Raw genomic sequence first — 17,745 nt, forward strand, 5'->3', positions numbered from 1 at the left:
AGGGTGTGGGTCGGTTGTTGGTGGTGTTGCATCACCTGGTGGTGGACGGGGTGTCCTGGCGGGTTCTGGTGCCGGATCTGGCGGCGGCCTGGCAGCAGGTGCGGGCGGGCCGGCCGGTGGTGCTGGAGGGGGTGGGGACCTCGGTGCGCCGCTGGACCCATGCCCTGGCCGAGCAGGCCCGGAGCGCGGTGACGCAGGCCCAACTGCCGTTGTGGCGGGGGGTCCTGGAGGGGGGTGATCCGGTGCTCGGTGCCCGCGCGCTGGACCCGGTGGTGGATGTGGCGTCCACGGTGGGCAGTGTGCGGGTCGAGGTGGCGCCGGAGGTCACGCGGGCGTTGCTGACCACGGTCCCGGCCGCCTTCCACGGCGGGGTGGACGACGGGCTGCTGGCCGGGCTGGGCCTGGCGGTCGCGCACTGGCGGCGGGCCCGTGGAGGCACCGAGTCGTCGGTGCTGGTGCGTCTGGAGGGGCATGGGCGGGAGCAGGAGGTGGTGCCGGGGGCGGATCTGTCGCGCACGGTGGGCTGGTTCACCTCGATGTTCCCGGTGCGCCTGGATGTGTCCGGGGTGGACGTGGCCGAGGCGCTGGCGGGTGGTGCGGCGGCCGGGCGGGCGGTGAAGCAGGTCAAGGAGCAGCTGCGGGCCATCCCGGACAAGGGCCTGGGCTACGGCCTGCTGCGCTATCTCAACCCCGACACCGCCGGGGAACTGTCCGGTTTCCCGGTGCCGCAGATCGGCTTCAACTACCTGGGCCACCTCTCGGCCGCGGACATGCCCGAACACCTGCGCGGCCTGGGCTTCACCCCGGCCGACGGTGCGCGGGAGCTGGTCGCCGCTCCGGACGCGGACATGCCGGTGCTGTCGGCGCTGGAGATCAATGCCTTGGTCACCGACACCGAAGCGGGCCCCCAGCTGTCCGCGGTGCTGTCCTTCCCGGCCGGGGTGCTGACCGCCGGCGAGGTGCGGGCCCTGGCGGACGCCTGGATCACGGCCCTGGAGGGCATCGCCGCGCACACCGGGCAGCCGGGCGCGGGCGGGCTCACGCCCTCCGACCTGCCCCTGGTCACCGTCACACAGGCCGACCTGGACACCTGGGAGCAGCAGTATCCGGGTCTGGCGGACGTCTGGCCGTTGACCACCGTGCAGTCCGGGCTGCTCTTCCACGCGATGCTCGCCGACGCCGAGTTCGACGTGTACCACATGCAGATGGTGTTCCACCTGGCCGGACAGGTGGACCCGGAGCGGCTGCGCACCGCCGGGCAGGCCCTGCTGGACCGGCACGCCAACCTGCGGGTGGCGTTCGTCCCGGACACCACCGGCACCCTGAACCAACTGGTACCTGCCCAAGTGGAGTTGCCCTGGCAGCTCCTGGACCTGCGAAACCATGCGGACCAGGACCGGCATGAGGCACTGGAGGCGTTCCTGCTCCAGGACCGGGCCGCGCACTTCGACCCGGCCGCCCCGCCCCTGCTGCGCATGGCGCTGGTCCTGCTGGAGGAGGACCGCTGCGAGCTGGTCCTGACCGCGCACCACGTCCTGTTCGACGGCTGGTCGCTGCCCCACCTCATGCAGGACCTGCTCCGCCTCTACGCCACCCACGGCGACACGTCGGCCCTGCCCCGCGTGCGCTCCTACCGCGACTACCTCACCTGGCTGGCCGGGCGCGACCGGGAACAGACCGCCGCCGCCTGGACCGCCGAGCTCGAAGGCGTCGAGGAGCCCACGCTGCTCCTGCAGGCCGATGAGCACGCCGTTGCCACCGGCCTGGGCAACATCGACGTCCCGGTCCCCGATGCCCGAGCTCTCTCCCGGCGCGCCGCTGAACTCGGCGTCACGCTCAACACCCTGGTCCAGGGTGCCTGGGCGCTGCTCCTGTCCGGGCTGACCGGGCAGCAGGACGTCGTCTTCGGAGCCACCGTCTCCGGCCGTCCCGCCGACCTGACCGGCGTCGACGACATGGTCGGCATGTTCATCAACACCCTGCCCGTCCGTGTCCGCACCACCCCGACACAGACCCTCAGCGACCTGATCACCACGCTCCAACAACACCAGACCGCACTCCTGGACCACCACCACTACGCGTTGGCCGAGATCCAGCAGGACGCAGGCATGACCGCGTTCTTCGACACCCTTGTGCTGTTCGAGTCGTATCCGGTGGACCGGGCAGGCCTCTCGCAGGCCACCTCCACAGCGGAGATCCAGGTCACCGGCATCCGGCCGTACGCCGGTTCGCACTACCCGCTGACCCTGACCGCATCGGCAGAGCCACACCTGCGCCTGTCCCTCCAGTACCAGCAGGGCATCATCGACCGGGCCGCCGCGGAGGACATCGCCACCCGTTGCACACGCATCCTGCGGCAGCTCACCGAAGACCCCGACCAGCACATCGCCGCCATCGAGCTCCTCACACCGCAGGAGCGTGCGGAGCTGACCGTCGCGGTCAACGACACGGCCGAGCTCGTACCGGACGAGACGGTCACGGAACTGTTCGAGCGGTGGGTCGCCGAGACGCCGGACGCGGTGGCCGTCGCGGCAGGCGAAGAGACGTACACCTACGCGGAGTTGGACGTGCGGGCGAACCGCCTCGCGCACCATCTGGTCGAGCGCGGCGTGGGCCTGGAATCGAGGGTCGCCGTGACGCTGCCCCGCTCCGCGGACCTGCTCGTGGCGCTCCTCGCCGTGCTGAAGGCCGGAGGCACGTACATACCGATCGACCCGGACCACCCGGCGAGCCGTATCGAGTACGTCCTCGACGACGCCGAGCCGCTCCTGACCCTCGACCCGGACGCGCTCGCCGTGGACCTCGACCGCTACCCGGGCACCCGCCCGCGGGCGGCCCGAGTGGCGGCGGCGAACGCCGCGTACGCGATCTACACCTCGGGTTCCACCGGTCGGCCCAAGGGCGTGGTGGTCTCCCACGAGGCCCTCGGCAACCTGCTGGCGTCGATGGGCGGGAAGTTCCCGCTGCGGCCCGATGACCGGCTGCTCGCGGTGACCACGATCGCCTTCGACATCGCGGCTCTCGAGATGTTCCTGCCGCTGGTGTCCGGCGCCCGCGTGGTGATCGCGCCCAAGGAGATCGGCGCAGACCCGTCCGCCGTGGTGGAGTTGATGGAGCGTCATGGGATCACCGCCATGCAGGCGACCCCGACGCTCTGGCAGATGCTCGTCGCGCACAAGCCGGACGGGCTGAGCGCCCTGCGCATCCTGGTCGGTGGTGAGGCGCTCCCGGCCGCGCTCGCGGCCACCCTGAGCGAGCATGCCCGCGACGTCACCAACGTGTACGGGCCGACCGAGACCACCATCTGGTCCACCACGTCACCGGTGACCGCTGACAGCGGCAGCCCCTCCATCGGCCGACCGCTCGGCAACACGCAGGTGTTCGTGCTGGATGGGATGTTGCGTCCGGTGGCGCCGGGTGTGGTGGGTGAGTTGTATCTGGCGGGTGTGGGGCTGGCTCGCGGCTATATGGGGCGGCCGGGGTTGTCGGGGGAGAGGTTTGTGGCCTGTCCGTTCGGTGTGGGTGTGCGTATGTACCGGACGGGTGATCTGGTGAAGTGGCGGGTCGATGGCGTTCTGGAGTATGTGGGGCGGGTCGATTTCCAGGTGAAGGTGCGGGGTTTCCGCATTGAGCTGGGGGAGATCGAGTCGGTGCTGGCTGCGTATCCGGGTGTGGGGCAGGCGGTGGTGGTGGCGCGGGAGGACCGGCCCGGTGATCGGCGCCTGGTCGCGTACGTCGTCCCGGACACCGGCGACTCCGACGGCGGCGCCTCGGGGGCGCAGGTCGAGGAGTGGCGACAGGTCTACGAGCAGGCCTACGAGGAGTCGCGGGACGCCGCGTGGGGTGAGGACTTCGCCCTGTGGAAGTCGTCGTACACCGGTGAACCGATCCCGCTGCCCGAGATGCGCGAGTGGCGCGATGCCGCGGTGGCCCAGGTGCTGCGCGGCGCCCCTCGCAGGGTCCTCGAACTCGGCGTCGGCTCCGGCCTGTTGATGTCCCGGATCGCTGCCGAGGTCGACGAGTACTGGGGCACCGATCTGTCCGCCGCCGTCATCGAGCGGCTGCGTGCCCAGGCGGAGCGCGCGGGCGTCGCCGAGCGGACACGGCTGAGCTGCCGACCCGCCGACGACGTCACCGAGCTGCCGCAGGAGTACTTCGACGCGGTGGTCCTCAACTCGGTGGTGCAGTACTTCCCCGACACCGGCTACCTCGACCGGGTGCTGCGGCAGGCCATGGCGCTGCTCGCGCCCGGCGGCCGCCTGATCGTCGGCGACGTACGGCACTTCGGCTCGCTGCGCGCCCTGCAGGCCGCGGTGCAGAAGGCCGCGCACCCCGACGCGGAGCCGGCCCGGCTGCGCGATGCCGTCGAGCAGGCCGAGAGCCGGGAGCGCGAACTCGTCGTCGACCCCGAGTGGTTCACGGGCTGGGCGGGCGAGCACGGCGTGAGCGGTGTCGACATCCGCCTGAAGACCGGAGCCGCACACAACGAAATGACGCGGCACCGCTACGAAGTGGTGCTGCACAAGGCGCCCGGCGACACGCTCGACCTGGCCGACGCGGAGACCGTGGAGTGGGGCCGGGACGTCGACGACCTGGAGGGCCTGGCCGAGCTGTGCCAGGAGGCCGACGGGCCGCTGCGGGTCGAGGGAATCCCGAACGCACGGCTGGAACAGGACGTCGCGGCCGCCGTCACGCTTGCGCTGCTCGCCCCGTCCGGCGGCGCCGGGCCCGCGCTCGACCCGCACACCCTCGCCGACTGGGCGGAGCAGCGCGGCATCGGCCTGGTGACGACGCTGTCCGCGGGCGCGGTCGAGTGCTTCGACGCGGTGCTGCTGCCCGAAGGGCCGGTACGGGGGCGGGCGCTCTCCGGGGTGTTCGTGCCGTCGCACCGCTCCGGCCGGCCGCTGGCCAACGACCCGACGGGGACCCGCGACACCGGGGCCCTGGTGGCGGCGGTGCGCGGTCACGCACAGGAGCGGCTGCCGGAGTACATGGTGCCGAGCACGGTGCTCGCGGTGGCGGAGCTGCCGGTCACCCCCAACGGCAAGCTGGACCGGCGCGCCCTGCCCGCACCCGACTACGGTCCCCGGGCGGCGACCGGCCGGGGGCCGCGCGACCGGCGCGAAGAGGTCCTCTGTGCGCTGTTCGCCGAGGTGCTCGGGCTGTCCGAGGTCGGCATCGACGACGACTTCTTCGACCTGGGCGGGCACTCGCTGCTGGCCACCCGGCTGGTGGGGCGCATCCGCGCGGAACTCGGAATCGACGTGCCCATCCGCGTCCTCTTCGAGACCCCCACCGTGGCCGATCTGTCCGGTCTGACCGAAAAGATGGCCGCCACCAGTCGGCCCCGTCTGCGCAAGATGACCGAGGAGTAGAGCGAAATGATCCCGTTGTCGTTCGCACAGCGCCGGATGTGGTTCATCCACCGGCTCGAGGGCCCGTCCGCGACCTACAACATGCTGACCGTGCTGCGGCTCACCGGCGAGCTCGACGTCCCGGCCCTGACCGCGGCGGTCCGCGACGTCGTCGACCGGCACCGGACTCTGCGCACGGTCATGGCCGAGGACAAGGAGGGTGTGCCGCACCAGAGGATCGTGCCGATGGCCGAGGTCTCCCTCGACATCCCGGTCGTCGACGTGGCGCCCGAGGACGTGGAAAGCACCGTGCATCAGGCGATCACGTACAAGTTCGACCTGGGTGCGGAGATCCCGGTCCGTGGCCGACTGCTGCGCGTCGACCGGGACGAGCACGTCCTCGTCCTGGTCGCCCACCACATCGCCTGCGACGGCGAGTCCACCGCGCCGCTCTCCCGCGACCTGGTCGCCGCGTACACCGCGCGCCACGCGGGCCGGGCGCCGCAGTGGGAGCCGCTGCCCGTGCAGTACAGCGACTACACGCTGTGGCAGCGGGAGTTGCTCGGCGACGAGTCCGACCCGAACAGCCTGCTGTCCGGGCAGGTGCGGTACTGGGAGAACGAACTGGCGGGCGTGCCACAGCCGTTGAGGCTTCCGCTCGACCGGCCGCGGCCGGCGACAGCGAGTCACCGGGGCGACGTCGTCGAGTTCAGGCTCCCCGCGGAGCTCGTCGCCCGCCTCGAAAAGCTCGCGAGCGACCGCGGCGCGACCGTGTCGATGGTGCTGCAGGCCGGGCTCGCGGTGCTCTTCCACCAACTCGGCGGCGGTGACGACATCACGCTCGGCTCGCCGATCGCGGGCCGCACCGAGGAAGCGCTCACCGAGCTGGTCGGCTTCTTCGTCAACACCTGGGTGCTGCGCGTGGACCTGTCGGGCAACCCGCGCTTCGGCGAGCTGCTCGACCGGGTGCGCGCCAAGGCCCTCGGCGCCTACGAGAACCAGGACGTACCGTTCGAACGGCTCGTGGAGCTGCTCAATCCCGACCGCTCCACCGCCTACCAGCCGCTGTTCCAGGTGATGTTCGCCTGGCAGAACACCTCGCAGCCCGACTTCCGTCTCCCCGGGCTCGAGGTGAGCCTGCAGTCCGCCTTCACCGGGGCGGCGAAGTTCGACCTGTTCGTCAACATGGCGGGGTTCCCCGACCCGGCGGACGGCGCCTGGGGCAGCATCGAGTACGCGACGGACCTGTTCGACCGGGAGACCGTCGAGGTCTTCGCGGACCGTTTCACCCAGGTCCTGGAGCAGCTCGCCGCCGACCCGACGGTCCGTGTGGGCGCCGTCGGCGCGCTGCGCCCCGGCGAGCGGGAGCGTGTCGTCAGCGAGTGGAACACCACCGCGCACCCGGTGCCGGAGGGAACCCTCGGCGCGGCCTTCGAGGCCCAGGTGGAGCGCACCCCCGAGCAGACCGCCCTGGTCTTCGAGGGCGAGGAGCTCAGTTATGCCGCGTTCAACGAACGTGCCAACCGGCTCGCCCACTGGCTGATCGAGCGCGGCGCCGGCCCGGAGAAGATCGTCGCGATCCGGCTGCCCCGCTCCTTCGACCTGCTCGTCGCCCTCTACGCGGTCGTCAAGTCCGGTGCCGCGTACCTGCCGATCGAGATCGACGCGCCCGCGGAACGGGTCGAGCAGATCCGGCGCGACGCCGAACCGGTCGTCCTCCTCGACGAACTGCCCGACGCGGCCGGCCACCCGGCAGGGAACCCCCTGGTGCGCGTGCGGCCGGACCACGCCGCGTATGTGATCTACACGTCCGGTTCGACCGGCGGCCCCAAGGGCGTGGTCGTATCGCACCGTTCGATCATGAACCGTATTGCCTGGGGCCATGCCGAGTACGGGCTCCGCGACAGCGACCGCATGCTCCTGAACACGTCCGTCAGCTTCGACGTGTCCGTGCCGGAGCTGTTCTGGCCGCTCCAGGTCGGTTCGACCCTGGTGATCCCGCGTTCCGGCGCACAGCGGGACCCGGAGTACCTCGCTCGCCTCATCCAGGAGCAGCACGTCACCGAGGTCAACATGGTCCCGTCCCTGCTGGGGGCGTTCCTCGCGACGGCGTCCGTGGGCGGATGCACCGGCCTGCGGCGGGTGGAGGCCGCGGGCGAGGCGCTGCCCGTGGAGCTCGCGGACCGGTTCGCCACCGTGCTCCCCTCCACCGAGCTGCACAACCTGTACGGCCCCACCGAGGCGGCGGTCGAAGTCACCGCGTGGCAGCACCGGCCCGAGCGGGGAGCCACCGCCGTGCCGATCGGCGCGCCGATCTGGAACACGCAGGTGTTCGTGCTGGACGGGATGTTGCGTCCGGTGGCGCCGGGTGTGGTGGGTGAGTTGTATCTGGCGGGTGTGGGGCTGGCTCGCGGCTATATGGGGCGGCCGGGGTTGTCGGGGGAGAGGTTTGTGGCCTGTCCGTTCGGTGTGGGTGTGCGTATGTACCGGACGGGTGACTTGGTGAAGTGGCGGGTCGATGGCGTCCTGGAGTACGTGGGGCGGGTCGATTTCCAGGTGAAGGTGCGGGGTTTCCGCATCGAACTGGGGGAGATCGAGTCGGTGCTGGCCGCGTATCCGGGTGTGGGGCAGGCGGTGGTGGTGGCGCGGGAGGACCGGCCCGGTGATCGGCGCCTGGTCGCGTACGTCGTCCCGGATGCCGCCCATGGAGAGGCGGGCCCCGCCCTGGGGGACAGGGACGCGTTGGAGCCGGCCCTGAAGGCATACGTGGGCGAGCAGTTGCCGGAGTACATGGTGCCCGCCGCCGTCGTGCCCCTCGAAGCCATCCCCACCAATGCCAGCGGCAAGCTCGACCGGCGCGCTCTGCCCGCACCCGACTACGCCGACGCGTCCACCCGTCGCGCACCGCGCAACCGGCGCGAAGAGATCCTCTGCGCGCTGTTCGCCGAGGTGCTCGGGCTGTCCGAGGTCGGGATCGACGACGACTTCTTCGACCTGGGCGGGCACTCGCTGCTCACCGCGGGGCTCATCGGGCGCATCCGCGCGGAACTCGGCGTGGAACTGCCGATGCGTACGATCTTCCGGGCGCCGACCGTCGCTGAGCTGGCCCTGCGAGTCGACCCCGGTGCCGTGCCCGACGGCATCGAGGATCCGCTCGCGGTGGTCCTGCCGCTGCAGACCGAGGGAGACGAGGCGCCGCTCTGGTGCATCCACCCGGGCGGTGGTCTCTCCTGGGCGTATCTCGGCTTCGTCCAGCACTTCCCGGACCGGCCGGTCTACGCGATCCAGGCGCGTGGCTACACCGACGGGGACGAACTCTCCGCGTCCGTGGAGGAGATGGTCACCGACTACGTGGGGCAACTGCTCGCGGTCCAGGCCGAGGGGCCCTACTACCTGCTCGGTTGGTCCTACGGCGGCACCGTGGCACACGCCATGGCCGCCGAGTTGGAGCGGCTGGGGCACGAGGTGGAGCTCCTGGCTCTCCTGGACTGCGTGCCCAGCAGCCACTTCGCCGGCCAGGACGACGTGGTCGAGGAGGACACGCGGGCCGCACTCGAGGAATACGTCGGCCGCTTCGCGGACCCGGCCGAACACGCGCATCTGCTGGATTCCGCGAGCGCCGTGGTGGCGAACAACATGGCGATCATGAAGGAATTCGCATCGCCTGTCTACGGCGGCGATGTCCTGTTCTTCCATGCCGCGCTCGATGACAGGGAGTCGTATGCCGCCCTGTGGAAGCAGCATGTTCGCGGCGTTGTCGATGAATACTCGGTGCAGAGCGTTCACCTCAGTATGAGCTTGCCCGATCCGGTGGCCGAGATATGCGCTGTGATCAGCGATGAGATCGACAGCCTCTAAGTGCCTGATGTCAATTTTCCGGGGAGATTCCGATGGGGAACGGTGACGTGAGTACGTACGATCTCGTAGGCATAGGTTTCGGTCCTTCGAACCTGTCCTTGGCCATTGCGCTCGAAGAGCACGGGGGCCGGGCGCTGAACGCGGCCTTCTTTGAGCAGAAACCCGCGCTGGCCTGGCACAGGGGCATGCTGCTGCCGGACGCGAAAATGCAGATCTCCTTCCTCAAGGACCTGGTCTCGTTCCGCAATCCGCAGTCGCGCTTCAGCTTCGTCTCGTATCTTCATGAAATGGGGCGGCTACCGCAGTTCGTGAACAACCAGGACTTCTTTCCCACGCGGGAGGAGTTCCATGGATACCTGGAGTGGGCGGAGTCCAACCTGGCCGATCCGGTCGCCTACAACTCCGAGGTCGTGTCGGTCCGGCTGCCTCGGGAAGCCGGCGGGAAGGGACCCGCCGGGCAGGTGCAGGTCGAGGTGCGGGACACCGCGGGCGGCGGGTCCCGCCTCGTCAACGCCCGCAACATCGCGGTCTCGACGGGCCTGGTTCCCCGGATGCCGGTCGGCGTGCAGCGCGACGAACGGGTCTGGCACAGTTCGGAGTTCCTCGACCGGTTCCGCGCGTGGGACCCCAAGGACATGGGGCGGGTCGCCGTCGTCGGCGCGGGCCAGAGCGCCGCCGAGATCGTCAGGTTCCTCCACGACGCCCTTCCCGACGCGTCCGTCACGGCGGTGCTCTCGTCCTATGGGTACGCCATCGCGGACAACACCCCGTTCGCGAACCAGGTGTTCGACCCGATTGCCGTCGACGACTACTACCGCGGCTCCGAGGAGTCCAAGGAATCGATCTGGCAGCACCACAAGAACACCAACTATTCCGTCGTCGACGACGAAGTGATCAAGGACCTCTATCGGCGCGCCTACGACGACGAAGTGCGCAACAGGAAGCGGATCGACTTCATCAACCTCGCCCGGGTCGACGGGGTCAAACGCGTCGAGGACGAGACTCGTGTCGCGATACGCATGCTCGCGACCGATGAAATCATTGACCTGGACGTCGATGTCCTGATATGCGCCACCGGGTACAACCCGATGGAGCCGTCCCGGGTCCTGGGCGAGCTCGACAAATATTGCCTTCGGGATGAGCGGGGGCGTTATCGTGTGGAGCGCGACTACCGCTTGGTGACGAGCCCGGAGCTGCCCTGTGGCATCTATATCCAGGGCGGCACCGAACACACCCACGGATTGTCGTCGTCCCTGCTTTCCAATCTGGCCGTACGCAGCGGGGAGATCGTTGAGTCCCTTGCGGTGAGGTGTAATTAGTCGAGTTCCCGAAAAGGGAAAGCCCGAATCGCCCGGAAAGAATCCGGGCGCACTCTTGAGACGAGGGGAAGCCAACCATGAGCACCAACCCGTTCGACGACGCCGACGGCCGCTTCTATGTCCTGGTCAACGACGAGGAGCAGCACTCCCTGTGGCCCGCGTTCGCCGAAGTGCCCGCCGGCTGGCGCACGGTCTTCGGCGAGACCGACCGTGAGTCCGCGATGGAGTACATCGAGGGCAACTGGACGGACATCCGGCCGAAGAGCCTGCGCGATGCCATGAACGCCGAGCGGGCGGCCGCCGGCCAGGGGGCCTGACGATCCCATGCCGTCCATCCCGCTGATATGCATACCGTTCGCCGGCGCCGGGGCGTCGTTCTTCCACCCTTGGAGCGCGCTGGCCGGGGAGAGCCTGAAGATCGTGGCACTGCAGCCGCCCGGCCGGGAGTGGAAGCTGCTGGACGAGCCGTACCGCGACGCGGCGGAGGCTGCCGCCGGACTGCTGCCCGAAGCCCTCGAACAGATCGAGCGGTTCCGCGAGGCCGGCGAGATCGGTGACAGCGGTGAGGTGGCGCTCTTCGGCCACAGCCTCGGCGCGGTCCTCGCCTACGAACTGGGTCAACTCCTCGCGGCCCGTGACGACGTCGAGCTCGTCCGGATCTTCGTGAGCGGTTCTCCGGGGCCCTGGACCGGACGCAGTGACCGGGCCACCGGTCTGGACGACGAGGAATTCCTGCTGCGCGTCCAGGAGTTCGCGGGATACAGCCACGAGGCGCTGGCCAACGCGGAGATGCGGGAGCTGATCCTGCCGATCCTGCGGGCCGACGTCGAGCTGCACGAGAGCTATGTGCCGAGCACCGATGACCCGTTGCCCGTGCCGATCACCTCCCTGCGCGGCCGCACCGACGAGCTCGTCACCACCGAGCAGGCGGGGGAGTGGAGCAAGGCCACCAGCGGCGAGTTCTCGCTGATCGAGGTGGACGGCGGGCACATGTATCTCACCGAGGACACCGGGGGGCTGCTGCGGCTGTTGGAGGACCAGCTCAGCGGCCGGCCCGCCCGCCGCTGAACCGCCGCACCGCCCGCGGCCGAGCCGCGCCGAACTGTCACACGCTGTCGACGAGGGGGAGCCATGCGCCTTGCCGGAAGAACCGCTGTCATCACGGGTGCCGCACGAGGTATCGGACGGTCCTGCGCCCTCGTGTTCGCCGAGCAGGGAGCCGACCTCGTCCTCCTCGACATCGGGGACGACGTGCCCGGTGTGCCCTACCCGCTGGGCTCCGTCAGCCAGCTCGCGCACACGGCCGAACTGTGTGGTGCGCAGGGGGCCTCCGTGCTCACCCGGCAGGTCGACGTACGTGACCTCGGCGCACTGCAGGGCGCCGTCGACGAAGCGCATGAGCGGTTCGGCCGCATCGACGTTCTGGTGAACAACGCGGGGATCGCCGCTCCTTCCGGCAAGACCGCGCACGAGATCACCGAGGACGAATGGCAGCTCATGATCGACATCGATCTCTCCGGGGCATGGCGGGCCACCAAGGCGGTCGGCCGGATCATGACCGATCAGCGCACCGGGAGCATCATCAACATCGCCTCGACCGCCGGGCAGGTCGGTTATCGCCACTTCGCCGGTTACGTCGCGGCCAAGCACGGGGTCATCGGGCTCACCAAGGCGACCGCGCTCGACTACGCGCCGATGAAGGTCCGGGTCAACGCGCTCTGCCCGGGATCGGTCCGCGACGACGCACTGATGGAGGGGCGCATGCTGTCGGAGATAGCCAGGTCCCTGGACGTGCCGGTCGCCGAGCACGAGGAGACCTTCCTGCAGTCGCAGCCCATGAACGCGTTGATCGAGCCGGAGGACGTCGCATCGGCCGCCCTCTGGCTGGCTTCCGACGAATCCCGACACGTCACGGGATCCGTCGTCACCGTCGATGGCGGATTCACCGCACGCTGAGCGCGGGGTCCGCCTGACCGCAGGGAGAGATCGTGCTCACGCTCAGGACACATGACCAAGGGGAACAGGGGCGCGAGGGCGAGGCCCGGCACTGTCACGCGCTGCGTGTGCGCCTGGCCGCCGCCGACACCGTCGACGCCGGTTCGTTCGCGCCGGCCGCCGGTCGGCCGCGGCTCTGGCGGCAAAGGGTGCCGGCCGCATCCACCGAGCCGGAGGCGGTGCGCCGCCTGGAACTCGAAATGGCACGGCCGGTGACCGCCGCCCGCGGTGTGCGCGCGGTCCTGGTCGACTACGCCGACGGCGCGGCCGACCTCGTACTCGTCGCGCACCGCGGAGCGTACGGCCGCCGGGCTCTGCACGAGCTGGCGCAGGCCCTGCTCCGAGGCACGGGGCCGGGAAGCCTCCCCGAGCGGGGCGGCCGCACCGGCGAGAGCCGGAGCGCCGTGTTCGCACCCGCGCCCGCCTGGGGCCTCGGCGAGCCGGAGCGCGGCCCCCGCGCGCCGGGGAACTCGGGCCCCGCGGAGCAGTGGGCCCAGAACTGGATCGCACTGCCCGCGGGCGTGAACGGCGATTCGGCCGGTTGGCTCGCGGCTCTCGCGGTGGTGCTCGGGCGGTATGCCCCGGAGGAAGAACCGGTCGTCGCCGCGCTCGGGGCCGGCGACGACGAGGACGTCGCGCTGCTGCCCGTGGACCTCATGGGCTCGAAGACCCTCGGCGATGTCACCGACGCACTGCGGGACCTTCTCCGGACCGCGCCCACGTCCGCGACACCACCTGTCACGGCCGGCCTCGTCCTCGCCCTGGACGAAGCGGGGAGCCGGGCGGTCGAGGAACCACAGGGCGGCGGCCCGGGCGGAACCGAGGGCGAGTACGTCCCGTTCCTCGCGCCCCCCTTCCCGCTGACGCTCACCCTGGTCCGCGAGGCCGACGGCGGTTTCGCCCTGCGCTGTCACTACCGTCCGCGCGCCGTGTGCGCGACCGTCGCGTCCCAGTTCGTACGGCACCTGGTCGAGGTGCACCGTCAGGTCACGGCCACGCCCTGGCTGCCGGTCGCGGATGCCGAGCTCTACGACAAGCCCGAGCGCGACCGGATCGTCCAGCTCGGCCGCCCGGGGCAGTCCGCAGGGCAGCCCGCCGGGCAGCACGTCCGGCACGCGCCGCACCGCATCGACGAGGTCTTCCAGGAGCGTGTCGCTCAGCGGCCCGAGGCCCTCGCCCTGTCGGACGGGGACACCCGGTTCACGTACCGGGAGCTCGACCTGTGGTCCAACCGGCTCGCGCACGGCCTGCGAGAAGTCGGTGTGCGCGACGGCGACTTGGTCGGAGTCTGCCTGGAACGCTCGGCGGAGCTGGTGGCCCTGCTGCTCGCCGTCCTCAAGGCCGGCGCGGTCTACGTACCGCTGGATCCCGCCTACCCGGCCGAGCGGCTCGCGTACACCGTCGAGAACTCCGGCCTCGGCGTCCTGATCACTGCGCTCGCCGAGATACCGGGCCGGCAGGAGCTGCGCGTGGTCACGCCCGCTCGCCTCGCCGAACTCGGCGCGGACCGTGCGGACGTGCCGCCGAGCAAGGCCACCGCCATGGACCCGGCCTACGTGATCTACACCTCCGGCTCCACCGGCCGACCCAAAGGCGTGCTCGTGCCGCACGCCAACGTTCTGCGTCTTCTGGACGCCACCCGTGCCGACTTCGGGCTCGGTCCCGAGGACGTGTGGACGTTCTTCCACTCGGTCGCCTTCGACTTCTCCGTCTGGGAGATCTGGGGGTGCCTGCTGACCGGGGGGCACCTCGTGGTCGTGCCGTACTGGGCGTCCCGTTCCCCCGAGCAGTTCCGTGAGCTGCTCCGCGCCAGGGGCGTCACCGTCCTGAACCAGACCCCTTCGGGCTTCGCGCAACTGGTGGAGGCGGAGCGGACACAGGCGCCGGACCTCGCCGTACGCCTGGTCGTCTTCGGCGGCGAGCCGCTCGACGGCCGGCGTCTGCTGCCGTGGCTGGACCGGTACCCGGAATCCCGCTGCCGTCTGGTGAACATGTTCGGCATCACCGAGACCACGGTGCACGTCACCGCGGAGACCTTCACCAGAGCCATGGCCCTGGCCGGGTCCCGTTCCGTGGGGACCGCCCTGCCCGGCTGGTATCTGTACGTCCTCGACGGTGCCCGGCGGCCTCAGCCGCCCGGGGTCGCGGGGGAGATCTACGTCGGCGGGGCCGGGGTGGCACTGGGATACCTGCGGCGCCCGGAGCTGACCGCCGAACGCTTCGTGCCCGACCCGTTCACCGGCGGACGCATGTACCGCACCGGCGACCGCGGTCGGCTGCGGCCGGACGGCAGGCTCGAGCACCTCGGCCGCATCGACAACCAGGTCAAGCTGCGGGGGTTCCGTATCGAGCTGGGCGAGATCCGGTCCGTGCTCGCCGAATGCCCGGGAGTCGACACGGCTGTGGTGGTGCTGCACCAGGACGACCCCGAGGACTCGGCCACGGCCCGCCTCGACGCGTACGTCGTCCTCTCCGAGGGTTCTGTCACCGGGCTGCGGGAACGACTGGCCCGCAGGCTTCCCGAGTACATGCTGCCGGCCACGATCACGGCGCTCCCCGAGCTCCCCGTGACCGCGAACGGCAAGGTGGACCTCGCCGGCCTGCCCGCGCCCGTCCGGATCCCCGGCCCGCGGCGGGCGGAGAGCTCCGGGCAGGGACCGGACAGCTCCCAGGAGGGACCGGGACAGGACAGCTCCGAGGAGGGACCGGAGAGCGACATCCGCACGGAACTCATCGACGTATGGAGCGAGGTCTTCGGACTCCCGGTGAGCGCGTCCGACAACTTCTTCGAGCTGGGAGGGAACTCGCTGCTCGCGGTGCGGATGGCCGCGGTGATGCGGGAGCGGGGACTGCCCTCGCTGCACCCGCGCACCCTGTACCTCCACTCGACGGTGCAGGCGCTCGCCGCCGAGCTGCGGCCGTCGGGCTGAAAGGGGCCCTACGCAGATGGCCCGCGAACGCGTCGCGTTCGCGGGCCATCTGCGTCCTGCCGTCGGTCAGTTCCTCACAAGCGGACCGGCAGCGCGGAGAGCAGCTGAAGTCCGAGACTGACGTCGGTGTACGTCAGCTCGTCGCGGCTCACGGTGATCTCCAAGCTGTCGCGCCGGAGCAGCAGGTGATCGAGAGCCACCTCCCCTTCGAGGCGGGCGAGCGCCGCACCGATGCAGTAGTGCGGGCCCGCGCCGAAACTGAGGTGGCTCTCCCCGCGCTTCATCACCCGTTCCACATCGCACCGTTCGGGCTCGCGGAAGACCCGCGGATCGTAGTTGGCGGACTGGAAGGAGCCGGTCAGGGCCTCGCCCTTGCAGATCGGCACCCCGGCGAACTCCAAGTCCTCGGTCGCGTACCGCGGGGTGGCGGTCGGGACGGGGTTCGCGACCCGCATCAACTCGTCCATGGCGTGCGGCAGAGCATCCGGCCTGGCGCGCAACAGGGCCAGCTGCTCCGGGCTGTCGAAGAGCGTGAGGACCGCGTTCGGGATGAAGTGGGCGGTGGAGTGGTGCCCGGCGTTCACCAGCAGGAGCACCAGCGCGATCATCTCGGCTTCGCTGAGCCGGTCGCCGTCCTCGTCGCTCGTCTGCACCAAGGTGGAGATCATGTCGTCGGCGGGCTCGGCGCGGCGCCGCTCGATGAGCTTCTTGGTGTACTCGACCATGCCCCGGGCGCTCGTCGCGTGGTCGCCGCCCGCGTAGTCGTTCATCCACTTCCGCATCTGCGGCTGATCGGCCTCGTCGATGCCGATGAGTTCGCAGATGACGGTGCCGGTCAGCGGCGAGGAGTACTCCTCGATCAGGTCGCCCGATCCCTTCCGGGCCAGGGCGTCCAGGAGCTGCGCGGAAATCTCTTCCATGCGTGGCCGCAGGGCCTTGATGCGCCGCACGCTGAACGCGGGCGTCACCAGCCGACGCAGCCGGCTGTGGTCCTTGCCGTCCTGGAACATCATGTTGGCCGCGCCGTAGTCCCGGAACTCGTCCGGCAGGTCGAAGGCCTCGACCATCTGGTCCACCACGCTGAGCCCTTGATGGCCCGGCACGTTGCTGTAGTCCACCACGAGGCGCGGGTCGCTCAACGCCGCCTTGACGTCCTCGCATCGCGTGATCAGCCAGACCGGCGGCCCTCCGGGGTGCCCGATGCGGACGAGCGGGGCCTGTTCCCGCAGGCGCGCGTAGGCACCGACGGGGTCGTCCGCGAACTCGGGGTTCATCAGGCTGACGATCGGCTCAGCCATAGTCGTCTCCTTAACGTCCTTGTCAACGTCCTTGCCGAGCGGTTGGCGTGCTCAGCCGGATTCCTTGGTACGCAGCTCCAGAACGCAGCACTTCGAGGCCCCGCCGGCCTTGAGGAGCTCCGACATGTCGGCGCCGATGGGCTCGTATCCGCGCTCCCGCAGCTGCGCCATCAGCCCGACGGCCTCCTGCGGCAGAATCACGTTCCGGCCGTCGGAGACCGCGTTCAGACCGAAGACGGCCGCGTCGGCCTCCGCGGCGAGAATCGCGTCGGGGTAGCGCTCTTCGAGCACCTCGAGGCTTTCGGGCGAGAACGCCCGGGGGTTGTACATGATGTCGTCGTCACCGAGGACTGCGAGTGCCGTGTCGAGGTGGTAGAAGTGCGGGTCGACCAGGGTCAGGCCCACCACCGTCCGGCCGAAGAACTCGGCGGCCTCGGCGTGCGCCCGCACGTCGGTACGGAAGCCGCTGCCCGCGAGGATGACGTCGCCCACGAGCAGGAAGTCGCCTTCCCCCTCACCGGTGTACTCGGCCTGGCGTGCCTCCGGGTAGCCGTGCTCCTGGAGCCACTTGAGGTAGTACGTGGCCTCGTCGGCCCGCTGGCCGTACCGGAAACGGGCCACCAGCGCCCTGCCGTCCACGACCGTTGCCCCGTTGGCGGCGAACACCATGTCGGGAAGGCCGGGTTCGGGGTCGATGAGCTCGACCTCGTGGCCGAGGCCGACCAGGGTGTCGTGCAGCCTCTGCCACTGGGAAACCGCGAGACCGGCCGACGTGGGTTTGTCGGGATTCATCCAAGGGTTGATCGAGTAGTTCACGTCGTAATAGGTGGGCTTGCACATCAGGTAATTTCGGCGGTGTGCCGTGCGTGCGCTTCCTGATGCTTGACTTTTCGCCTCGGCCTGCACTCTGAAACTCCTTCGGTCATCGCTTTTCTCTGAAATCAATGGCGGGTGGCGTTGGCGCGATGACGTGTTTGTTCGGTGTGGACGC

Annotated in this window: 9 protein-coding genes; 7 read left to right on the plus strand and 2 right to left on the minus strand. The window is 70.1% G+C overall.

The window, feature by feature from the left end; all coding sequences use genetic code 11:
* Nucleotides 1-23 precede the first annotated feature (23 nt).
* The 7 genes from AB0B50_RS36290 (at nucleotide 24) to AB0B50_RS36320 (ending at nucleotide 15,456) form a co-directional block, all read left to right on the plus strand.
* Nucleotides 24-5,375 (plus strand): amino acid adenylation domain-containing protein, encoded by a 5,352-nt coding sequence (locus tag AB0B50_RS36290; protein WP_362340092.1) that lies wholly within the window; start codon nucleotides 24-26, stop codon nucleotides 5,373-5,375.
* A gap of 6 nt (nucleotides 5,376-5,381) precedes the next feature.
* On the plus strand, nucleotides 5,382-9,212 hold the full coding sequence (locus AB0B50_RS36295; RefSeq protein ID WP_362340093.1) for an amino acid adenylation domain-containing protein: 3,831 nt from the start codon (nucleotides 5,382-5,384) through the stop codon (nucleotides 9,210-9,212).
* Between the two features lie 47 nt (nucleotides 9,213-9,259).
* A complete protein-coding gene (locus AB0B50_RS36300) occupies nucleotides 9,260-10,531 on the plus strand; it encodes a SidA/IucD/PvdA family monooxygenase (protein ID WP_362340094.1) in 1,272 nt (423 codons plus the stop codon).
* Nucleotides 10,532-10,608: 77 nt separating this feature from the next.
* The gene (locus AB0B50_RS36305) at nucleotides 10,609-10,848 is read left to right on the plus strand and encodes an MbtH family protein (protein WP_362340095.1); all 240 of its coding nucleotides are present in this window, start codon (nucleotides 10,609-10,611) and stop codon (nucleotides 10,846-10,848) included.
* 7 nt (nucleotides 10,849-10,855) lie between these two features.
* Entirely contained in the window at nucleotides 10,856-11,599 is a 744-nt protein-coding gene (locus AB0B50_RS36310; protein ID WP_362340096.1) for an alpha/beta fold hydrolase, read from the plus strand.
* Between the two features lie 63 nt (nucleotides 11,600-11,662).
* Nucleotides 11,663-12,487 (plus strand): mycofactocin-coupled SDR family oxidoreductase, encoded by an 825-nt coding sequence (locus AB0B50_RS36315; RefSeq protein ID WP_362340097.1) that lies wholly within the window; start codon nucleotides 11,663-11,665, stop codon nucleotides 12,485-12,487.
* Nucleotides 12,488-12,519: 32 nt separating this feature from the next.
* Nucleotides 12,520-15,456, plus strand: a complete 2,937-nt coding sequence (locus AB0B50_RS36320; protein ID WP_362340098.1) for an amino acid adenylation domain-containing protein — start codon at nucleotides 12,520-12,522, stop codon at nucleotides 15,454-15,456.
* Between the two features lie 74 nt (nucleotides 15,457-15,530).
* Here the strand turns inward: AB0B50_RS36320 and AB0B50_RS36325 are convergent, their stop codons facing one another.
* Together AB0B50_RS36325 and ddaH are read right to left on the minus strand one after the other, a co-directional pair.
* Nucleotides 15,531-16,754, minus strand: coding sequence for a cytochrome P450 (locus AB0B50_RS36325; protein WP_362340099.1), 1,224 nt, complete (start codon nucleotides 16,752-16,754; stop codon nucleotides 15,531-15,533).
* A gap of 51 nt (nucleotides 16,755-16,805) precedes the next feature.
* Nucleotides 16,806-17,660 (minus strand): dimethylargininase, encoded by an 855-nt coding sequence (ddaH, locus tag AB0B50_RS36330; RefSeq protein WP_362340100.1) that lies wholly within the window; start codon nucleotides 17,658-17,660, stop codon nucleotides 16,806-16,808.
* Nucleotides 17,661-17,745 lie beyond the last annotated feature (85 nt).

Origin of the sequence: Streptomyces sp. NPDC041068 (assembly GCF_040647455.1) — a bacterium.
In the GTDB taxonomy this organism is placed as follows: Bacteria; Actinomycetota; Actinomycetes; order Streptomycetales; family Streptomycetaceae; genus Streptomyces.

Bases quoted from the DNA above. Each gene is read 5' to 3' on its own strand.
- AB0B50_RS36295 (WP_362340093.1), top strand. From the start codon at position 5,382: ATGATCCCGTTGTCGTTCGCACAGCGCCGGATGTGGTTCATCCACCGG.
- AB0B50_RS36305 (WP_362340095.1), top strand. From the start codon at position 10,609: ATGAGCACCAACCCGTTCGACGACGCCGACGGCCGCTTCTATGTCCTG.
- AB0B50_RS36310 (WP_362340096.1), top strand. From the start codon at position 10,856: ATGCCGTCCATCCCGCTGATATGCATACCGTTCGCCGGCGCCGGGGCG.
- AB0B50_RS36315 (WP_362340097.1), top strand. From the start codon at position 11,663: ATGCGCCTTGCCGGAAGAACCGCTGTCATCACGGGTGCCGCACGAGGT.
- AB0B50_RS36325 (WP_362340099.1), bottom strand. From the start codon at position 16,754: ATGGCTGAGCCGATCGTCAGCCTGATGAACCCCGAGTTCGCGGACGAC.